Source organism: Actinoplanes sp. G11-F43 (genome assembly GCF_050589265.1).
Taxonomy (GTDB): Bacteria; Actinomycetota; Actinomycetes; order Mycobacteriales; family Micromonosporaceae; genus Actinoplanes.
The window spans coordinates 397,664-417,272 of the sequence record NZ_JBNZCE010000017.1 but is presented as its reverse complement, the minus strand read 5'-3'; the positions used below and the strand labels follow the sequence as shown (position 1 = coordinate 417,272).

At 71.2% G+C, this 19,609-nt stretch carries 16 protein-coding genes and 1 riboswitch; of the genes, 10 read left to right on the top strand and 6 right to left on the bottom strand.

The features are described from left to right. The first annotated feature begins 34 nt into the window (after positions 1 to 34). The gene (locus ACQ0O7_RS20695) at positions 35 to 412 is read left to right on the top strand and encodes an OB-fold nucleic acid binding domain-containing protein (protein ID WP_430783777.1); all 378 of its coding nucleotides are present in this window, start codon (positions 35 to 37) and stop codon (positions 410 to 412) included. Then, complete coding sequence (locus ACQ0O7_RS20690; protein WP_430783776.1) at positions 409 to 1,209, top strand: DUF3159 domain-containing protein; 801 nt, start codon at positions 409 to 411, stop codon at positions 1,207 to 1,209. The genes ACQ0O7_RS20695 and ACQ0O7_RS20690 overlap by 4 nt, the downstream gene beginning before the upstream one ends. On the opposite strand, the gene ACQ0O7_RS20685 is transcribed toward ACQ0O7_RS20690, so the two are convergent. Next, complete coding sequence (locus ACQ0O7_RS20685) at positions 1,206 to 1,868, bottom strand: potassium channel family protein (RefSeq protein ID WP_430783775.1); 663 nt, start codon at positions 1,866 to 1,868, stop codon at positions 1,206 to 1,208. The genes ACQ0O7_RS20690 and ACQ0O7_RS20685 overlap by 4 nt on opposite strands. Positions 1,869 to 1,872: 4 nt before the next feature. Further along, positions 1,873 to 2,538 carry a potassium channel family protein gene (locus ACQ0O7_RS20680; RefSeq protein ID WP_430783774.1) on the bottom strand — a complete coding sequence of 222 codons (666 nt, stop codon included), beginning with the start codon at positions 2,536 to 2,538 and terminating at the stop codon, positions 1,873 to 1,875. Positions 2,539 to 2,627: 89 nt separating this feature from the next. Between ACQ0O7_RS20680 and ACQ0O7_RS20675 the strand changes: the two genes are divergently transcribed. Both ACQ0O7_RS20675 and ACQ0O7_RS20670 read left to right on the top strand, forming a co-directional pair. Further along, positions 2,628 to 4,655 (top strand): APC family permease, encoded by a 2,028-nt coding sequence (locus tag ACQ0O7_RS20675; protein ID WP_430783773.1) that lies wholly within the window; start codon positions 2,628 to 2,630, stop codon positions 4,653 to 4,655. Then, on the top strand, positions 4,652 to 5,944 hold the full coding sequence (locus tag ACQ0O7_RS20670) for a class I SAM-dependent RNA methyltransferase (RefSeq protein WP_430783772.1): 1,293 nt from the start codon (positions 4,652 to 4,654) through the stop codon (positions 5,942 to 5,944). The genes ACQ0O7_RS20675 and ACQ0O7_RS20670 overlap by 4 nt, the downstream gene beginning before the upstream one ends. 342 nt (positions 5,945 to 6,286) lie before the next feature. Here ACQ0O7_RS20670 and ACQ0O7_RS20665 read toward each other — a convergent pair whose 3' ends face one another. Then, positions 6,287 to 7,147: a bifunctional 5,10-methylenetetrahydrofolate dehydrogenase/5,10-methenyltetrahydrofolate cyclohydrolase gene (locus ACQ0O7_RS20665; protein ID WP_430783771.1), complete on the bottom strand. Its 861-nt coding sequence runs from the start codon at positions 7,145 to 7,147 to the stop codon at positions 6,287 to 6,289. Positions 7,148 to 7,160: 13 nt separating this feature from the next. After that, a riboswitch (ZMP/ZTP riboswitch) is annotated at positions 7,161 to 7,247 on the bottom strand. A 142-nt stretch (positions 7,248 to 7,389) separates the two neighbouring features. Between ACQ0O7_RS20665 and dxs the strand changes: the two genes are divergently transcribed. Genes dxs through ACQ0O7_RS20635 form a run of 6 tightly spaced genes read left to right on the top strand, consistent with a single transcriptional unit; the run spans position 7,390 to position 15,301 of the window. Beyond that, positions 7,390 to 9,300 (top strand): 1-deoxy-D-xylulose-5-phosphate synthase, encoded by a 1,911-nt coding sequence (gene dxs / locus ACQ0O7_RS20660; RefSeq protein ID WP_430783770.1) that lies wholly within the window; start codon positions 7,390 to 7,392, stop codon positions 9,298 to 9,300. 41 nt (positions 9,301 to 9,341) lie between these two features. Beyond that, entirely contained in the window at positions 9,342 to 10,646 is a 1,305-nt protein-coding gene (locus ACQ0O7_RS20655; RefSeq protein ID WP_430783769.1) for a PQQ-binding-like beta-propeller repeat protein, read from the top strand. A 25-nt stretch (positions 10,647 to 10,671) separates the two neighbouring features. After that, complete coding sequence (locus ACQ0O7_RS20650; protein WP_430783768.1) at positions 10,672 to 12,036, top strand: PQQ-binding-like beta-propeller repeat protein; 1,365 nt, start codon at positions 10,672 to 10,674, stop codon at positions 12,034 to 12,036. Between the two features lie 25 nt (positions 12,037 to 12,061). Then, positions 12,062 to 13,387 (top strand): PQQ-binding-like beta-propeller repeat protein, encoded by a 1,326-nt coding sequence (locus ACQ0O7_RS20645; RefSeq protein ID WP_430783767.1) that lies wholly within the window; start codon positions 12,062 to 12,064, stop codon positions 13,385 to 13,387. 37 nt (positions 13,388 to 13,424) lie between these two features. Beyond that, positions 13,425 to 14,099 (top strand): response regulator transcription factor, encoded by a 675-nt coding sequence (locus ACQ0O7_RS20640; protein WP_430783766.1) that lies wholly within the window; start codon positions 13,425 to 13,427, stop codon positions 14,097 to 14,099. Between the two features lie 26 nt (positions 14,100 to 14,125). Beyond that, a complete protein-coding gene (locus tag ACQ0O7_RS20635) occupies positions 14,126 to 15,301 on the top strand; it encodes a sensor histidine kinase (RefSeq protein ID WP_430784011.1) in 1,176 nt (391 codons plus the stop codon). A 10-nt stretch (positions 15,302 to 15,311) separates the two neighbouring features. Here the strand turns inward: ACQ0O7_RS20635 and ACQ0O7_RS20630 are convergent, their stop codons facing one another. The 3 genes from ACQ0O7_RS20630 to ACQ0O7_RS20620 form a co-directional block, all read right to left on the bottom strand. After that, positions 15,312 to 16,097, bottom strand: coding sequence for a hypothetical protein (locus ACQ0O7_RS20630; RefSeq protein ID WP_430783765.1), 786 nt, complete (start codon positions 16,095 to 16,097; stop codon positions 15,312 to 15,314). A 101-nt stretch (positions 16,098 to 16,198) separates the two neighbouring features. Then, on the bottom strand, positions 16,199 to 18,259 hold the full coding sequence (locus tag ACQ0O7_RS20625; RefSeq protein WP_430783764.1) for a 3-hydroxyacyl-CoA dehydrogenase NAD-binding domain-containing protein: 2,061 nt from the start codon (positions 18,257 to 18,259) through the stop codon (positions 16,199 to 16,201). After that, positions 18,256 to 19,452 (bottom strand): thiolase family protein, encoded by a 1,197-nt coding sequence (locus tag ACQ0O7_RS20620; protein ID WP_430783763.1) that lies wholly within the window; start codon positions 19,450 to 19,452, stop codon positions 18,256 to 18,258. The genes ACQ0O7_RS20625 and ACQ0O7_RS20620 overlap by 4 nt, the downstream gene beginning before the upstream one ends. Positions 19,453 to 19,609 lie beyond the last annotated feature (157 nt).

The following is a 19,609-nucleotide window of genomic DNA, read 5'->3' as shown; positions in this document are numbered from 1 at the left end:
ACCGTGGTCGTCGACGAAGGGTGACCGTGAAGTCATGACGACCGAAGAGCGCACCGGATTACGCCGGTTCCTGAGCCGGTTGACGGCGACCGACTCGGAGCTCGACGCCGAGGAGTTGCAGCGGGACAGCGCCAAGTGCGGCGCCGTCCCGGCCGGCGACTGCCGCCGAGGTCAGGTCGTCTCGGTTTCGGGGCGTTTGCGCACGGTGGCGTACACTCCACGGACCAACCTGCCTACGCTGGAGGCCGACCTCTACGACGGCAGCGATGTGGTCACGCTGGTCTTCCTCGGGCGCCGGTCCATCGCCGGCATCGAACCGGGGCGTCAGCTCACCGCGCGCGGACGGATCGCGATCCGGGACGATCGCAAGGTGATCTACAACCCCTACTACGAGCTGGAGGCGCCCCGGTGAGTGGCACCGAGCCACGCCACGTCGCGCACGAGTCGGTCGAGGAGCGCCTGTCCGGGGTGCTCGGCGAGGCCGAGGAGAAGCTCGCCGCGGAGATCATCGCGGAGCAGGATCTCCACGAGGTGAAGAAACGGCCCGAGGACGACGAGGACGAACTCCCGTCGATGAGCGAGCAGATCGCCGAACAGCTCGGCGGTGTCCGCGGCCTGATCGAGTCGAGCGTGCCGGTGCTCGCCTTCGTGCTGCTCAACGTGATCCTCAGCCTGGAGGCGCTCGGCCTGGAGAAGCGTGAGGCGCTGCTCTGGGCGATCGTCGGCTCGGTCGGCTCGGCACTGGCCATCGGCGGCGTCCGGCTGGCCCGCAAACAGCCGGTGCGGCACGCGGTCAACGGGCTGTTCGGCATCGCCCTCGGCGCCTGGCTGGCCTGGCGGACCGGCGACGCCAAGAACTTCTACCTGCCCGGCATCCTGCTCACCTTCGGCCAGACCGCGGTGCTGCTGCTGTCGGTGGCGATCCGCAAACCGCTGATCGGGTACGCCTGGGGCATCATGGCCAACAAGGGCAAACAGGACTGGTTCGGCAACACCCGGCTGTTCCGCACCTTCCAGTGGCTGACCGTGCTCTGGGCGGTGTCACTGAGCGTCCGGGCCGGCATCCAGGCCTACCTGTACTGGCTCGGCGAGGCGAACGCCATCGGTGTCGTCCGGATCCTGGTGAGCTGGCCGATCTACGCCGCCACGTTCGCCTTCACCATCTGGGCCATCCACCGCGTCACCTCGGCCCAGAAACACGCCGCCTAGTCCGAGCCGAGGACCACCGCCCGGACCTGGTCCTCCACCTCGCTGGTGCACACGAAGATCAGCTCATCGCCGGCCTCCAGCGGATCGTCCGGGGTCGGCGCCAGCACCCGCTTGCCGCGCAGGATGGCCACCAGTGCGGCGTCCCGGGGCATCGGCACCGCGCGGACCGGCTGACCCTCGTACGGCGCGTCCTTCGGCAGGGTGATCTCCACCAGGTTCGCCTCACCCTGCCGGAACGTCATCAACCGGACCAGGTCACCGACCGTCACCGCCTCCTCGACCAGCGCGGCCATCAACCGGGGCTTGCTGACCGCGACGTCCACCCCCCACTGCTCGGTGAACAGCCACTCGTTCTCCGCCCGGTTCACCCGGGACACCACCCGGGGCACCGCGAACTCGGTCTTGGCCAGCAACGACACCACCAGGTTCGCCTTGTCGTCACCGGTAGCCGCCACCACCACGTCACAACCGGCCAGATCGGCCTCCTCCAGGCTGCTCAGCTCACAGGCGTCGGCCAGCACCCACCGGGCGTCCGGCACCCGCTCCGGGCAGAACTGGCGGGGATGCCGCTCGATCAGCATCACCTCGTGCCCGTTGCCGATCAGCTCCTGGGCGATGGACCGGCCCACGTTCCCGGCTCCCGCGATCGCGATGCGCACGCCTTCAGTTCCCTTCCTTGTCGGCGCCCTGGGCGATGTCCAGCACCTGGTCGGCCATCTCGTCGGTGACCAGCATGTAGACCTGGTCGCCGTCCTGCAGCACGGTGGACGGCTGGGCCAGCGAACCCATCCCGAACCGGGACAGGTACGCCACCCGGGCGCCGGTCCGGTCCTCCAGCGACTTCACCGTCCGCCCGATCCAGTCCCGGTGCAACGGCGTCTCCACGATGCTGACCACACTGGTCGGGTCACGGAACACCTCCACCCGCTCATCCGGCACCAGGAACCGGTACATCCGCTCGGAAGCCCAGCGGATCGTCGCGATCGTCGGGATGCCCAGCCGCTCGTAGACCGCCGCGCGCCGGGAGTCGTAGATCCGGGCCACCACCCGGGACACACCGAACGTCTCCCGGGCCAGCCGAGCCGAGATGATGTTGGAGTTGTCGCCGCTGGAGACCGCCGCGAACGCGTCAGCCCGCTCGACCCCGGCGGCCCGCAGCACGTCCCGGTCGAACCCGATGCCGTTCACCGTCAGCCCGCCGAAACCCTCACCGAGCCGGCGGAAGGCCTCGGCGTCCCGGTCGATCACGGCGACCTGATGACCCTGGGCGTCCAGCTTCTGCGCGAGCGTCGAACCGAGCCGCCCGCAACCCATGATGACCACGTGCACGGTTCGTGCCCTCCCGAATCTCTGCCGACGGATGTGAGCCTGCCATGCCCCACCGAGCGCCGGGGTACGGGGCCGTACGCTAGGCACTCGTGGCAAGTACCACTTCTCTGGCCAAACGGCTGCTGCTCGGCAGGCCGTTCCGCTCCGACAAGCTCCAGCACACGCTGCTGCCGAAGCGGATCGCGCTGCCGGTCTTCGCGAGCGACGCGCTCTCCAGCGTGGCGTACGCGCCGGACGAGATCCTGCTGACGCTCTCGATCGCCGGCGCGGCCGCCTACGTCTACTCGCCGTGGGTGACCCTCGCCGTCGCCGTGGTCATGGTGACAGTGGTCGCCAGCTACCGGCAGAACGTGCACGCCTACCCGTCCGGCGGCGGCGACTACGAGGTGGCCACGGTCAATCTCGGGCCGAAAGCCGGCCTCGGAGTGGCCAGCGCCCTGCTCGTCGACTACATCCTCACCGTCGCCGTGTCCATCTCGTCCGGGGTCAGCAACCTCGGCTCCGTGGTCCCCTGGGTGGCCGAACACAAGGTGATCATCGCGATCATCGCCATCCTGGTACTCAGCGCGCTCAACCTCCGGGGCCTGCGGGAATCCGGAGTGGCGTTCGCGATCCCCACGTACCTCTTCATCGTGGTGATCGTCGGAATGATCCTGACCGGGCTGTTCCGGGTCTACATCCTCGGCGAGGACCTGCGCGCCCCGAGCGCCGGCCTGACCATCGTGGCCGAAGAGGACCACCTCAGCCAGTTCGCCTTCGCGTTCCTGCTGCTGCGCACCTTCTCCTCCGGCTGCGCCGCACTGACCGGGGTGGAGGCGATCTCCAACGGGGTGCCCGCCTTCAAGAAGCCGAAGAGCCACAACGCGGCGATCACCCTGATGCTGCTCGGCGGACTCTCCCTGGTCATGCTCTACGGCATCATCCTGCTCGCCCAGGCCACCCAGCTGAAGTTCGTCGAGAACCCGCTGCTGCAGATCATCCCGAACGCCGCCTCCGAGGGATACGTCCAGAAGACGGTCACCACCCAGCTCGCCGAAACCGTCTTCGGCAGCGGGTCGATCCTGCTCTACCTGGTCGGCGCGGTCACCGCACTGATCCTCTTCCTGGCCGCCAACACCGCCTTCAACGGCTTCCCGGTGCTCGGCTCGATCCTGGCCCAGGACCGCTACCTGCCCCGCCAGCTGCACACCCGCGGCGACCGGCTGGCGTTCAGCAACGGCATCCTGTTCCTCGCCGTCGCCGCGATGGTGCTGATCGTGGCCTTCGAAGCCGAAGTCACCAAACTGATCCAGCTCTACATCGTCGGCGTCTTCGTGTCGTTCACCCTCTCCCAAGCCGGCATGATCCGGCACTGGAACCGGCTGCTGCGCACCCAGCGCGACCCGGTCCAGCGCCGCCGAATGCTCCGCTCCCGGGCCATCAACACCTTCGGCATGGTGCTCACCGGCGCCGTCCTGATCGTCGTCCTGATCACCAAATTCCTGCTCGGCGCCTGGATCGCGATCGCCGCCATGGTGGTCATCTACATGCTGATGGTCGGCATCCACCGGCACTACACCCGGATCGCCGAAGAACTCCGGCCCACCGACGAACGGCCCGTCCTGCCCTCCCGCAACCACGCCATCGTGCTCGTCAGCAAGGTGCACCAGCCGACCCTGCGGGCCCTCGCCTACGCCCAGGCCACCCGGCCGGACACCCTCACCGCGGTCACCGTCAACGTCGACGACAACGACACCCGGGCCATCCAGGCCGAATGGGAACGCCGCCAGCTCCCGGTCCCGCTGACCGTCGTCGACTCGCCCTACCGGGAGATCACCCGGCCGATTCTCGACTTCGTGAAGAACACCCGCCGCGCCTCACCGCGCGACGTGGTCACCGTCTTCGTCCCGGAGTACGTGGTCGGCCGCTGGTGGGAGAACCTGCTGCACAACCAGAGCGCCCTGCGGATCAAGGGCCGCCTGCTCTTCGAGAACGGTGTGATGGTCACCAGCGTGCCCTGGCAGCTGCGATCCAGCCAGGACCGCGACCTCGACCGCCTGGACCGGGTGCTCAGCCGCGCCCCCGCCCGTGGCCCGCGCGGCCACGGCACCGACCCCGGAGACAGTGATCAGCCATGACCGACAGCTACGACGAACTGGTGGAAGGCGACCGGGTCGAGGTCACCGTCGGCGCACCCGCACACGGCGGCCACTGCGTCGCCCGGATCGGCGGGCCCGGCGGCCGGGTGGTCTTCGTCCGGCACGCGCTGCCCGGCGAACGGGTCACCGCGGAAATCACCGAACTGCATCGCGGCTGGCTGCGGGCCGACGCGGTGGAGATCCACGAGGCCTCGCCGGACCGGGTCACCCCGCCGTGCGCCTACGCCCACCCCGGCGGCTGCGGCGGCTGTGACCTCCAGCACGCCTCCGGCGACGCCCAGCTGCGCTGGAAGACCGCGGTGGTCCGGGAACAACTGACCCGCCTGGCCGGCCTGCCCGAAGAAGAACAGAACCGGATCTTCGTACGCGTGGAGCCCCTCCCCGGCGCACCCGGCCCGGAATCACTACTCGGGTGGCGCAGCCGGGTCCGCTACGCGATCGACGCCGCCGACCGGCCCGGACTGCTCCAGCACCGCTCCAACCAGGTGGTGCCGATCGACCGCTGCCTCATCGCCCACCCCGCCGTCCAGGACCTCGACGTGCTCGCCAACGACTGGCCCACCGTCGACGCGGTCCAGGCGGTCGCCACCACCGGCGGAGACGTGACGGTGCTGGCCCGGCCGTCCGGCTCCACCGCGCCACAGCCCGGCGACGAGTTGAGCGAGGCCGCCGAAACCGGGCTGATCCGGCTCTCCGGCCCGCCCGAGGTCACCGAGAAAGCCGGCGGCCGGGCCTGGCGGGTGCCGCCGCAAGGCTTCTGGCAGGTCCATCCGGCCGCTGCGGACACCCTGATCGAGACCGTGCTGGAGATGCTGGAACCGGCCCCCGGAGAGACCTCCTGGGACCTGTACGGCGGGGCCGGCCTGTTCGCCGCCGCCCTGGCCGGCCGCACCGGCGCCCGCACCGTGGTGGTCGAGTCGTCGCCGACCGGGGCGGCCGCCGCCCGAGCCAACCTGGCCGACCTGCCCGGCACCGAGATCGTCGAGGCCCGGGTCGACCTGGCCCTGGCCCGCCGCCGGATCACCGCACCGGTCGACCTGGTGGTCCTGGACCCGCCCCGGGCCGGGGCCGGCGCCCGGGTGGTCCGTGCGATCGCGGCCGCCCGGCCCCGGGCCGTCGCCTACGTGGCGTGCGATCCGGCCGCGCTGGCCCGCGACCTGAAGACGTTCCGCACCCAGGGCTGGCGAGTCGAGACCCTACGTGCCTTCGACTGCTTCCCGATGACCCAGCACGTCGAGTGCGTGGCGCTGCTGCTCCCCACCCCCTGACCACACCACCCCGCCCAGCCTTCGGCTACTGCAAAGGCGCCGAATCACCCGCCTGACGTTTGGCTAGCCGTACGCCAGCGAGGCTATTGGGGGCTCATTACGTGTCTGATGTACGGCTCGGCTGTTTTGTGCTGTCCCGGCTGTACATCAGAGAGGTTATGGCGGTCTCATTACCTCTCTGATGTACAGCTAGCCGGAGTTACCTGCCTGAGGTACGGCTAGCCGGACAGTTACCTGCCTGATGTTCAGCTAGCCGGGCAGTTACCTGCCTGATGTTCAGCTAGCCGGACAGTTACCTGCCTGAGGTACGGCTAGCCGAAGATCGAGGGGGTGGGTTGGGGGTTACGGGGTGGCTCTTTCGGCGGCGGCTACCGCGTTGCGGAAGAGCATTGCCACCGTGGTCGGGCCTACGCCGCCGACCCGTGGGGTGATCGCGCCGGCGACCTCGGCGCACGACTCCTCGACGTCGGGGAGCAGGCGGCGGCCCTCGTAGCGGACGCCGGCGCCGATCACCACCGAGCCGGGCTTGACGTGTTCGGGTTTGACGATGCCGGGGACGCCGACGGCGGCGATCAGGATGTCGGCGCGCTGGGCGTAGCGGGGCCAGTCCTTGACGCCGGTGTGCACCACGGTGACGGCGGCGTTGGCGGTGGGGCGTTTCTGGGCCAGCAGCATCGCCAGGGGGCGGCCGAGGGTGGCGCCCCGGCCGAGGATGACCACCTCGCGGCCGGAGACCTCGACGCCGTGGAAGGCGAGCAGCGCCTCGATGCCGGCCGGGGTGCAGGGCAGCGGGCCGGGCAGGCCGACGGCGAGGCGGCCCATGTTGAGCGGATGCATGCCGTCGACGTCCTTGTCGGGGTCGAGGGTCTGCAGGGCGGCGTCGTAGTCCAGGTGGCCGGGGATCGGGTACTGGATGAGGACGCCGTGCACGTTCTTGTCGTCGTTGTACCCGGAGATGACCTTGAGCAGGTCGGCCTGGGTGACGTCGCCGCTCAGGTGCTCGTGCGGGGATTCGAAGCCCAGCTCGGCGGCCTGCTTCTGTTTGATCCGGATGTAGCCGGCGCTGGCGTCGTCGTCGCCGACCAGGATGGTGGCCAGGCTGGGCTGGACGCCGCGGGCCTTCAGCGCGGTGACCCGGGCGCGGACGTCGTCGAGAACCGACTCGGCGACGGGGGCGCCGGGCAGCAGTCGTGCGGTGGACATAGGTCTCCCTCAGCCGGGGAGCCCAGGCGGTCGACTCCCTCGTGACGAGCAGCTCCCCGATGGTTCGACCATCCCCGTGCCGCCAGTCGCTGCGTGCGTTCCAGGATGCCGGACGGCCTGATCCCACGGCCAGCCGGGGGTGTGAATTGCCCGGGTAGGGGATGTTCCAATTGTGTGGAGGATTGGTGACGGTCCGTTCGCTCAACTCGCGTGCACGCGTCGCACGGATAGACTCCACCCTCATGAGCGACTCCCCCTCGACCCCGGCCGGCCTGCTGTCCAGCATCACCGCTCCCGGTGATCTGAAGCGACTGTCCGCGGAGCAGTTGACTCTGCTCGCGGCCGAGATCCGTGACTTCCTGGTCGCCAAGGTGTCGCGGACCGGTGGTCACCTCGGGCCGAACCTGGGTGTGGTCGAGATGACGCTGGCGATGCACCGGGTCTTCGACTCGCCCCGCGACAAGATCCTCTTCGACACCGGTCACCAGTCGTACGTGCACAAGGTTCTGACCGGCCGGCAGGACGGTTTCGACCTGCTCCGTCAGCGGGGTGGCCTGACCGGCTACCCGAGCCAGGCGGAGAGCGAGCACGATCTGATCGAGAATTCGCACGCCTCGACCGCCCTGTCCTACGCCGACGGCCTGGCCAAGGCGTTCGCGCTGCGCGGTGAGGACCGGCACGTGGTGGCGGTGGTCGGGGACGGCGCGCTGACCGGTGGCATGTGCTGGGAGGCGCTCAACAACATCGCGGCCACGAAGAACCGTCTGGTGATCGTGGTCAACGACAACGGCCGGTCGTATGCGCCGACCATCGGCGGCCTGGCCGACCACCTGTCCACGCTGCGCCTGAACCCGGGTTACGAGAAGGTGCTGGACCTGGTGAAGGACGCGCTGGGCCAGACCCCGGTGGTGGGCAAGCCGGTGTTCGAGGTGCTGCACGCGGTCAAGCGGGGCATCAAGGACGCGGTCAGCCCGCAGCCGATGTTCGAGGATCTCGGCCTGAAGTACATCGGGCCGGTGGACGGGCACGACCAGCAGGCGATGGAGTCGGCGCTGCGCCGGGCGAAGGGTTTCGACGCGCCGGTGATCGTGCACGCGGTGACCCGCAAGGGCTACGGCTACCGGCCGGCCGAGCAGGACGAGGCGGACTGCCTGCACGGGCCCGGCGCCTTCGACCCGCAGACCGGTGTGCTCACCGCGAAGCCGTCGCTGAAGTGGACGAAGGTGTTTTCCGAGGAGCTGGTGGCGATCGCCGACGAGCGGCCGGACGTGGTCGGTATCACCGCCGCGATGGCCGAGCCGACCGGGATCGCCGCGCTGGCGAAGAAGTATCCGGAGCGGACGTACGACGTGGGTATCGCCGAGCAGCACGCGGCGACCAGTGCGGCCGGCCTGGCGATGGGTGGGCTGCACCCGGTGGTGGCGGTCTACGCGACGTTCCTGAACCGGGCCTTCGACCAGGTTCTGCTGGATGTGGCGATGCACCGGCTGCCGGTGACGTTCGTGCTGGACCGGGCCGGGATCACCGGGCCGGACGGGCCGAGCCACTACGGCATGTGGGACATGAGTGTCTTCGGTGTGGTGCCGGGTCTGCGGATCGCCGCCCCGCGGGATGCCGCCACTCTGCGTGAGGAGCTGCGCGAGGCGGTCGCGGTGGAGGACGGGCCGACGATCGTGCGGTTCCCGACCGGCGCGGTCGCTGCGGACACTCCGGCGCTGCGCCGGGTGGGCCAGATCGATGTGCTGCGTGAGGATCAGCGTAAGGATGTGTTGCTGGTCGGGGTGGGTTCGTTCGCCGGGCTGGCGCTGGACGCGGCCGAGCGGATCGCCGAGCAGGGTTACGGCGTGACCGTGGTGGACCCGCGCTGGGTTCGCCCGGTGCCGATCGAGTTGACCGGTCTGGCCGCGCAGCACCGTCTGGTGGTGACTGTGGAGGACGGTGTGCGGGCCGGTGGTGTCGGTGACGCGGTGGCCGCGGCGCTGCGGGACGCGGGTGTGCCGACGCCGCTGCGGGACTTCGGGGTGCCGGCCGAGTTCGTTGCGCACGGGACCCGGGCGCAGATCCTGGCTCAGCTGGGTTTGACCGCGCAGGATGTGGCCCGTGAGGTGACCGCGACGGTGTCCGGTCTGGCGGCCGGTGAGGTGCACGTCTGAGCCGATGGGCAGTTTCGTTACGCAACCGTTACCTTTGAGGTATGGGAGCGGACGGGTCTGCATTCGTCATCGACCTCGGCCTGGAGCGGGGCGAACCGGAGACGTATGCCGAGCCGGGGCGGCGCACCACGCCGCTCTGGCTCGGCCCGGCTCTGCTCGCGGTGCTGCTGCTGTTCTCCGTCACGGCTTCGGCGCCACCACCCGGCCCGCCGCTCACCGCGCTGTTGCGTGTCCCGATCGGCCCGGGTGACCCGTTCACCACCAGCGGCGACCGGCTGCTGGTGCAGTCGGCCGGCGAGCTGACCTCGTACGACCTGGAGACCGGCGACCGGCAGTGGCGGATCGGCCAGGACATCCCGGTCTACCGGCTGCGCACCGGCGGCGGGGTGCTCCTGCTGCGCCCGTGGGCGCGGGGCCGTTCCGAGCCGGGCACCACCGCGCTCGCCCTCACCTCCGGCGAGCGGCGCTGGCACCACGGCCGCAACGTGGTCAGCTTCCCGGCCAGCGGGCTGATGGTGGCGGTCGAGGGGGTGCGCAGCGTCTCCGGCACCGGCCGCCGGGTGGAGCGGTCGGTGGAGGTGATCGACCCGCCGACCGGGTTCGCCCGCTGGCGGCTGTGGGTGCCGTCCACCGCGGTCCTGCTCGGCGTGCCCGGCCGGTCCGACGGCCCGCCCCGGATGCTGCTGGTCCGCGACGATCTCACCGCCCAGGTCTACGACGTGGACAGCGGCGCCGTGCTGGCCCAGCGACGGCTGCCGGCCGCCAACTACGACCCGGAGAATCCGGTGATCGCCGGTGGTCTGGTGCTGCTGCGGCATCCGGGCCCGTCCGGGGTGGAGATGTCCGCCTACCACCCGGAGACGTTGCGGCCGCTGTGGACGAAACCGGCCGGCAGCACCCGGGAGACCCGGGCCTGCGGGCGGCTGGCCTGCCTGATCGGGCTGGACGGGGTCCGGATGGTCGATCCGGCCACCGGCGACCTGCTCTGGCACCGGCCGGGCTGGCGCACCGTCGAGGAGACCGGTGGGCATCTGGTGGCGTACGCGGACGGGCCGGACTCGCCGGCCGGGGTGGTGCGCCCGGAGACCGGCGAGGTGCTCGTCGACCTGACCGGCTGGCGGCCGGTGCCAGGCACCACCGCGGACGGGGACCTGCTGGTGGTCCGGGAGATCGGCCCCGGCCCGCGTACCATGATCGCGGTCGCGGCCCCGGGTGTGGCCGGCCCGCGCCTGCTCGCCGAGCTGCCCACCGGGACGGGGGAGTGCCAGAGCGTCCCGGGGCGGCTGATCTGCCGGTCGATGTACGGCGAGCTGGTGGTCTGGGCGTACCGTTCCGGGACTGCCTGACGCCGGGAAACGGGAGGTCCGTGACGTGACGCTGATCGAGCTGGATCGCGACACCCCGCTCGATCCCGGCGCCGGCACGGCCCCGCCACCCCACCGCTACCGGGTTCTCGGGCTGCTGCTCGGGACCGTGCTGACCGTGCTGCTGGGCGGTGCCGCCCCGCACACCGGCACGGTCTGGGAGTACCTGGGGCTGGTCCCGTCGTCGGCCGGCGTCGACGCCCCGATCCAGCTGGCCGGCGGGCGGCTGTTCACCATCGCCCCGGCCGGGGACCGGCGGGTGCTGACCGCCTGGGAGCCCCGCCCGGAGCCGGCCCGGGTCTGGTCCACCGACCTGCCGCCGGACGGGACGACCTCGCCCGGCGGTGTCTTCAGCCCGCTGCGGGTGCGCCAGCACGGCGACGTCGTGCTGGTCACCACCGGCCCGGCGACCACCGCGCTGGACAGCCGGACCGGCCGGATCCGGTGGACCACGCCGTCCCGGGTCACCGTGGGTGAAGGCGGCATCGTCGGTGATGGCGGCACCGGCCTGGTCACCGAGCGGATCTTCCGGGACGGCACCCTCTACGACCAGGACTCCGGCGACCCCGGGATGCTCTACTTCTCGGCCGACGGGCAGCCGCACACCGAACCGCCGATCCGCACCGAGGTCCGCGGGATCGACCTGGACACCGGGCGGGTCCGCTGGACCGCGGCCCCGTCCGGCTCGGTGACCGTGGACCTGGTCCCGGGCGAGCAGCCGGCCGTGCTGATCACCGCCTCGGACCGGCTGACCCTGCACGACGCGCGGACCGGCGGGCTGCTGCGGGAGACCGCGCTGCCCCGGCACGGTGGCGCCGGGCCGTCCACCAGCGACGTGATCGGCGATGTGGCCCTGGTCGGCTACGACGAGGCGGAGCTGCGGGCCGGGTACGACACCCGCACCCTGGAACCGCTCTGGACCCGGCCGGCACGGGCCGAGATGGACCCGCCGTCCTGCACCGGGCTGCTCTGCGCCGGCAGCCGGGACGCCACGGCGGTGCTGGACTCCCGGACCGGCCGTACCGCGTGGGCGCTGACCTCGGCGGCCGACCTGGACCTGGCCGGCGGCCGGGTGCTGCGGACCGACCCGGCGACCGGCGGACCGGTGGGACTGCTGGACCCGGCCACCGGGGAGTCCCTCGCCGACCTGTCCGGCTGGGCCGACACGGTGGAGAGCTTCGCCGACCGGACGTTGCTGCTGCGGCGCGACAACGAGGGCGGCGGGCAGGCCTTCGGGGTGATCCGGCCGGGCCGTCCGGAGGTGCGGATCCTCGGGGTGGCCGATCTCGACGGTGAGGAGTGCGGCGGCGACGACCGGTACCTGGTCTGCCGGGACTTGCGCGGACTGCGGATCTGGGCATACCGCGTCTGAGACGGGCCGGCCCGACAATGAGGGTGTGCGAGACACCGTGATCGACCTCGGTGAGGTTCCGGCGGCCGGCGTGGGTGAGCCGGACCCGGCCCGTCCACGGCGCTCGCTGCCGTACCGCCGGCTCCTCGGTCCGCCGGCCCTGGCGCTGGCCGTCGCGCTCGGCGGCGCGGTCCCGCCGCCGCCACCCCCGCCCGAACCGCTCACCCTGCCGGTCACGGTGCGCGACTCGGTCCGGGTGGAGGACGGCCGGATCCACGTGATCGGGCCCGGCGAGGAGCTGGCCGGGCAGCCGCGGAGCCGCCGGATGATGCGGTATCCGGTCGGCTCGTACACCCTGCCCGGCCTGACCCCGGGACCACGGTGGACGCTGGTGCTCGACGGCGACGTCGGCTTCATCGGCAGCGGGCCCGGCGACCTGCTGCTCTACAGCTACCAGGGGGACTTCGAGGGCGGCACGGCGGTGGCCGCGGTCCGGCCGGGCTCGTCCGAGCCGGTGTGGAACCGGGAGGTCTTCCTCTACGGCCTGGCCCCGGACCGGGCGACGGCCCTGGCGTTCGAGGCCCTCACCGAGAGTTTCCAGGATTTCGTCGGGCTGGACACCCGGACCGGCGCGACCCGCTGGCGGGTGTCCCGGCCGGCCGGCGGGCAGATGATCGTGCGGGACGCGCAGGACCGGGCCGACTTCCCGGAGCGGATCTACACACTGCGCCCGGACGGGCTGATCGAGACCTGGGACACCGGCACCGGACGGTCCGCCGGCACCACCCGCACCACGGTCCCGGTGGACGGGCGCACCCAGTTCTGGTCGGCCGGCGGGCTGCTGCTGGTCGGCCACCCGGACATCGGCACGGTCGGCTACGACGGGCGGGACCTGACCGAACGCTGGCGGGCCGTGCCGGGCCTGGAGGAGAACACCTACCCGTACGCCTGCGGGATCGTGATCTGCCTGACCGGCCGTCCCGGCGGGCTGGCCGCCATCGACCCGGCCACCGGGCGTGACCTGTGGCGCAACGACTTCTGGGCGTTCACCCAGCCGATCGGTGACCGGCTGCTGGTCGGGGTGGACGACCTGATCGATCCGGAGCTGGCCGTCCTCGACCCGATGACCGGCCGGATCGTCGCCGACGTCGGTCCCTGGCGCAGCGGCGGGTCCGGGCCGGAGCCGGGCACCGCGTGGGTCTACCGGATCCGGTCGCCGGACTATCAGATGCGATACGGCGTCCTCGAACTGGCCACCGGGAAGGTGCGGGTGCTCGGGATCGCCGAACGTATCGCCGGTGACTGCCGGTTCGTGACCGGGGTGCTGGTCTGCCGCCGCCTCGATTCGTCGGTGGGGGTGTGGCGGCTCTGACGTAACCTGCACGGGGATCAGGTTTGTGGAGGCCGTGGTGCGTGTACTGGTGGTCGAGGACGAGCGGGACATGGCCGACGCGATCGTGCGTGGGCTGCGCCGCAAGGGCATGGCGGTCGATGTCGCCTACGACGGGCTGAAGGGCCACGAGATGGCCTACGTGACCCGGTACGACGTGGTCGTCCTGGACCGAGACCTGCCCGGCATGCACGGCGACGAGATCTGCGCCGCGCTGGTCGAGTCGGGCGCGCTCACCCGGGTGCTGATGCTCACCGCCAGCTCCACGGTCGAGGACAAGGTCGAGGGCCTGGAGCTGGGCGCCGACGACTACCTGCCGAAACCGTTCGACTTCAAGGAGCTGGTCGCCCGGGTGCAGGCGCTGGGCCGGCGGGCCACCCCGGCCGCCCCGCCGGTGCTCACCGCCGGTGACCTGGCCCTGGACCAGTCCCGCCGGGTGGTCAGCCGCGGCGGGGTCCCGCTGGAGCTGACCAACAAGGAGTTCGGCGTCCTGGAGGAGCTGCTCAAGGCCAAGGGTGGGGTGGTCTCCACCGAGGAGCTGCTGGACCGGGTGTGGGACGCGAACACCGACCCGTTCACCACCACGGTCCGGGTCACCATCAACACCCTGCGCAAGAAACTGGGTGATCCACCGCTGGTGGAGACGGTGGTGGGGGCCGGCTACCGGATTCCCGACCCGGTCGTGACCCCGTGACGGTCTATCCCGGAGCGAAACGCCGGATGCGGCCCACCCTGCGGCTGCGGCTCACCCTGCTGAACGGGATCCTGCTGGTCGGGGCGGGCGCGGTGCTGGTGCTGCTGGCCTGGCTGCTGGTCAGCGAGTCGCTGCACCCGGTCGACGAGCTGGCCCCCGGGTCGGTGGTGACGCTGACCGACGGCACCACCAAGGGGGCCCTGACCTGGCAGGCCGAGATGGTCGCCCAGGCCTCCCGGGAGCTGCTGATCAAGGGGTTCAGCGCGCTGATCGCGGTCGGGGTGATCGGGGTGGCGCTGGCCTACCTGATGGCCGGGCGGGCGCTGCGGCCGCTGCACTACGTCACCCAGACCGCGCAGCGGCTCGGTGAGGAGACCCTGGACCAGCGGATCCGGTACTCCGGCGGCGACGACGAGGTGGCCGAGCTGGCCCGCACCTTCGACGCCATGCTGGACCGGCTGACCGCCGCCTTCGAGTCGCAGAAACGGTTCGTCGCGAACGCCTCGCACGAGCTGCGCACCCCGCTCGCGGTGATGCGGACCGAGATCGACGTGACGCTCAGCGACGACGAGGCGGACGTGGCCGAGTACCGCCGGATGGCCAAGGTGGTCCGCAACGCCTCCGAGCGGGCCAACGGGCTGGTCGACGCGCTGCTGGTGCTGGCCCGGTCCGAGGCGCAGTCCGGCCGGCGGCTGGTCCGTAAGGTGCCCGCCGACCTGTCGATGAGCGTGCACAACGCGCTGTCGGCGGTGCGGGCCGAGGCGGAGCGGCTGAAACTCGACGTCAGCAAGGACCTGTCGGCGGCCCCGGTGGTCGGTGACCCGAGCCTGCTGGACCGGCTGGCCGGCAACCTGATCGAGAACGCGATCCGCTACAACCATCTGCTCGGCCGGCTGTGGCTGCGCACCGCGTCGGTGGACGGGCGGTCGCTGCTGATCGTCGGCAACACCGGCTACGAGGTGGAGCCGGCCGACGTGCCGGGCCTGTTCGAGCCGTTCCAGCGGGGCGGCTGGGAGCGGACCGGGTCGCGCGGTTCGGGGCTGGGCCTGTCCATCGTGCGGGCGGTCTGCGACGCGCACGGCGGCACCGTCTCGGCGGTGGCGATCGAGGGCGGCGGCCTGGAGGTCACCGTCTCCCTGCCGGCCGCGGACACCACCCCGGTGGTGGCGGCCACGGCCAGCGTCCCCCGGGTCCGGGCCTAGGTTCCGTGTGCTAGTCGCGGGTCTTGGTCTCGATCTGGGCGCGCAGCTGCGGGAACGACTCCTCGACGTCGCCGGCCTGCTGGAAGAAATACATGATCATGCCGACGCTGCCCTCGTCGGCCCACCCGCAGATCGCCACGTCCACGCCGGTGATCGCGCTGGAGCCGCACTGGGCCACGCCGCCGAGGGTGCCGGTGCCGACCGGGCCGATGCCGGTGACCTTGGCGCTCCGGCCGAACGTGGTGAACGACGCGTCCAGCTCGCGCTGCGGGTCGGCGATGGTCGCCTTGGTGGCCAGTGCCGCGATCATGTTGCGGTCCTCCGGCGAGCCGTAGATGGCGCCGAACGAGCTCTCCGCGCCCGGGTAGCCGGCCAGCTCCTTCTCCATGTCCTCGGTGATCGCGGCGAACTCGGCGCTGTCCAGTTTCGGTAGCCCGCCCAGCGTCGACGGCTCGGTGATGGTGATCCGGGCGGCGGTGTCCTCGGCGTTCTTGCCGATCAGGTAGAGGGCCGTGGTGCCGCCGACGCAGAGCACCAGAACGATCGCCAGCGAGACCAGCACGATCGGTACGGTCCGGGACCTGGGTGCCGGCGGGGGCGGGAAGCCGGGCGGCGGATAGCCGGGCTGGTGTGGGTAGCCCGGCGGCGGGGGCGGGGGATATCCGTGCTGCTGGGGGTATCCGGGCGGCGGCGGGTACCCGGGCGGGGCGCCGTACTGCTGGGTCGGCGGCAGGTGTCCCGGATCGCCGGGCGGCGGCGGATAGCCGGACGGCCCGGGCGGTGGGGGATATGTCATCGACGCTCCATAACTCGCGTGTCGCTGCCTGCACGAATTCGTGCACGATAACGCCGGAGGCCCCCGCACCACGAGTGCGGGGGCCTCGAAGGAGTGCCTGATCAGTCGCGGACGTTCGCCACGCCGTCGGCCAGGAACCGCTTCCCGGTGACCCGCTCGGCGGTGCCGCTGCGGTCCAGGTACGGCGTCACCCCACCCAGGTGGAACGGGTAGCCGGCGCCGAGGATCATGCACAGGTCGATGTCCTGCGCCTCCGCGACCACACCCTCGTCGAGCATGATGCGGATCTCCTCGGCCAGGCCGTCCAGGGCCTTCTGCCGGACCTGGTCGGCGGTGAGCGGGGCGTCACCGGTCTGCAGGATCCCGACCACCGCGGGGTTGATCTGCTTGTCCACCATCACCGGCAGCTTGGAGTCGACGATCCGCTTGAGGTTCGGCGAGTCCGTGTACCGGTCCGGGAAGGCGGCGTGCAGGGTCTCACCCACGTGGTACGCCACCGCCGGGCCGACCAGCTGCAGCAGCGCCATCGGCCGCATCGGCAGGCCCAGCGGGTCCATCGCCACGTCCACCACGTCCAGCGGGGTGCCGGCGTCGATGGCCTCGAAGATCTCACTGGTGACCCGGGTCAGCAGCCGGTTGACCACGAACGCCGGGGCGTCCTTGACCAGCACCGACGACTTGCGCAGGGTCTTGCCGACCTCGAACGCGGTGGCCAGCGTGGCGTCGTCGGTCCGCTCCCCGCGGATGATCTCCAGCAGCGGCAGGACCGCGACCGGGTTGAAGAAGTGGAAGCCGACCAGCCGCTCCGGGTGCTCCAGATCGGCGGCCATCTCGGTGATCGACAGCGAGCTGGTGTTGGTCGCCAGGATCGCCTCGGGCTTGACGATCTTCTCGAACTCGGCCCAGATCTGCTTCTTCAGCTCCAGGTTCTCGAACACCGCCTCGATCACGAAGTCGGCGTCGGCGAACACCGACTTGTCCACCGAGCCGCTGATCAGCAGGCGCAGCTTGGCGGCGGTGCCCTCGTCCATCCGCTTCTTGCCGACCAGCTTGTCGATCTCGGCGTGCACGTAGGCCACACCCTTGTCGACCCGCTCCTGGTCCAGGTCGGTGAGGACCACCGGCACCTGGAGGCGGCGCAGGAACAGCAGGGCCAGCTGGGACGCCATCAGGCCAGCGCCGACGATGCCGACCTTGGTGACCTTGCGGGCCAGCGAGCGGTCCGGCACCCCGACCGGGCGCTTGGCCCGGCGCTGGACCAGGTCGAACGCGTACAGGCTGGCGCGCGACTCGTCGCCCATGATCAGGTCGGCGAGAGCCTCGGTCTCGGCCGCGGTGCCCTCGGAGAAGGACGCGGTCTTGGCCAGGGCCAGCAGCTCCAGGGCCTTGTTCGCGGACGGGACGGCGCCGTGCAGCTTCTCGTCCAGCACCGCCTTCGCGAACTCCAGGACGCCGTCCCAGTCCTTGCGCTCGATCTCCGGGCGCTCGACCGTGACCTCGCCGTTGACCACGCGGGCCGCCCAGGCCAGCGAGTCCTCCAGGAAGTCGGCCGCCTCGAACAGCTCGTCCGCGACACCCCACTCCCTGGCCTGCTTCGGCCGCAGCTGCTTCTGGGTCAGCGGGTTCTGCAGGATCATCGTGGCCGCGTTGATGATGCCGATCAGGTTCGGCAGGATCTGCGAGCCGCCCCAGCCGGGGATCAGGCCGATCGCGACCTCGGGCAGGGCCAGCGCCGCCGCCCCGGTGGAGACGGTGCGGTAGTGGCAGTGCAGCGCCACCTCCAGGCCGCCGCCCATCGCCGCGCCGTTGACGAACGCGAACGTCGGGATCTCGCTGTTCCTGAGGCGGGCGAAGACCCGGTGGCCGAGTTCGCCCAGGGCGAGGGCCTGCTCGCGGGAGTTGATCAGCGGCATGCCGGTGATGTCGGCGCCGACACAGAAGATGTACGGCTTGCCGGTCAGCGCGATGAACGCGGGCCCGGCCGCGGTGGCCGCGGTGATCGCCTCGTCCAGCGAGGTCAGCCCGCCCGGCCCGAAGCTGTTCGGCTTCTTGTGGTCGAAGCCGTTGTCCAGGGTGATCAGGGCGGCCGGCTTGGCCAGCCCAGGAACCGGCACCAGGCGCAGGATGGCCTTGGTGACTACCTCGTTCGGGTTCTCGATCACTTGGCCGCGCCTTCCCAATACGGGTTCTCCCAGATCACGGTGCCGCCCATGCCGATACCGATGCACATGGCGTTGACGCCGTAGCGGACGTCGGGGCGCTCGGCGAACTGCCGGGCGAGCTGGGTCATCAGGCGGATCGCCGAGGACGCCAGCGGGTGGCCGATGGCGATCGCGCCGCCCCACGGGTTGACCCGCGGATCGTCGTCGGCGATGCCGTAGTGGTCCAGGAAGGCGAGCACCTGCACGGCGAAGGCCTCGTTCAGCTCGAACAGGCCGATGTCGTCGATGGTGAGACCGGCCTTCTTCAGCGCCTTCTCGGTCGACGGGATCGGGCCGTAGCCCATGATCTCCGGCTCGACGCCGACGAACGCGTAGGAGACCATCCGCATCGCGACCGGCAGGCCCAGCTCACGGGCGGTCGCCTCGTCGGCGATGATGGCCGCGGTCGCGCCGTCGTTGAGCCCGGCCGCGTTGCCGGCGGTGACCCGGCCGTGCGGGCGGAACGGGGTCTTCAGGGTGGCCAGTTTCTCCAGCGAGGTCTGGCGGGGCGCCTCGTCCACGGTGGCCAGGCCCCAGCCCAGCTCCTTACTGCGGATCGCGACCGGCACCAGGTCCGGCTGGATCTTGCCGTCGGCGTACGCCTTGGCGGTCTTGATCTGCGAATTCAGGCCGTAGGCGTCGGCGCGCTCCTTGGTGATGTGCGGCAGACGGTCGTGCAGGTTCTCCGCCGTCGAGCCCATCACCAGGGCGGACGGGTCGACCAGCTTCTCGGCCAGGATCCGCGGGTTCGGGTCGACGCCCTCGCCCATCGGGTGCCGGCCCATGTGCTCGACGCCGCCGGCGATGGCGATGTCGTACGCGCCCATCGCGATCCCGCCGGCGACGTTGGTCACCGCGGTCATGGCGCCCGCGCACATCCGGTCGACGGAGTAGCCGGGGGTGGTCTTGGGCAGGCCGGAGAGCAGCGCGGCGGTCCGGCCGACGGTCAGGCCCTGGTCGCCGATCTGGGTGGTGGCCGCGATCGCGACCTCCTCCACCTTCTCCGGGGGGAGGTCGGGGTTCCGCTTGAGCAGCTCTCGGATGCAGCGGATCACCAGGTCGTCGGCGCGGGTCTCGGCATACATGCCGCCCGCCTTGCCGAACGGGGTGCGGACGCCGTCGACGAAGACGACCTCGCGTACTTCACGGGGCACAGCAAGCCTCCTTGCGGGCGTGAACCCAGAATGTGTCGGCAATGCTACTCGCCAGTAACTAGTGGCTGCCACACCCTCCGGAAACAGTGTGGTGACTTGCGGCGCGCTCCGCGCCCGAACTCACCACGCCGGGTGTGCCCGGGGTGAGCGTGCCGCG

What these genes read in the sequence shown, in the direction of transcription:
- ACQ0O7_RS20665 (WP_430783771.1), bottom strand. Translation starts at nt 7,147, where the DNA reads ATGTCCACCGCACGACTGCTGCCCGGCGCCCCCGTCGCCGAGTCGGTT.
- ACQ0O7_RS20695 (WP_430783777.1), top strand. Translation starts at nt 35, where the DNA reads ATGACGACCGAAGAGCGCACCGGATTACGCCGGTTCCTGAGCCGGTTG.
- dxs (WP_430783770.1), top strand. Translation starts at nt 7,390, where the DNA reads ATGAGCGACTCCCCCTCGACCCCGGCCGGCCTGCTGTCCAGCATCACC.
- ACQ0O7_RS20670 (WP_430783772.1), top strand. Translation starts at nt 4,652, where the DNA reads ATGACCGACAGCTACGACGAACTGGTGGAAGGCGACCGGGTCGAGGTC.
- ACQ0O7_RS20635 (WP_430784011.1), top strand. Translation starts at nt 14,126, where the DNA reads ATGCGGCCCACCCTGCGGCTGCGGCTCACCCTGCTGAACGGGATCCTG.
- ACQ0O7_RS20655 (WP_430783769.1), top strand. Translation starts at nt 9,342, where the DNA reads ATGGGAGCGGACGGGTCTGCATTCGTCATCGACCTCGGCCTGGAGCGG.
- ACQ0O7_RS20630 (WP_430783765.1), bottom strand. Translation starts at nt 16,097, where the DNA reads ATGACATATCCCCCACCGCCCGGGCCGTCCGGCTATCCGCCGCCGCCC.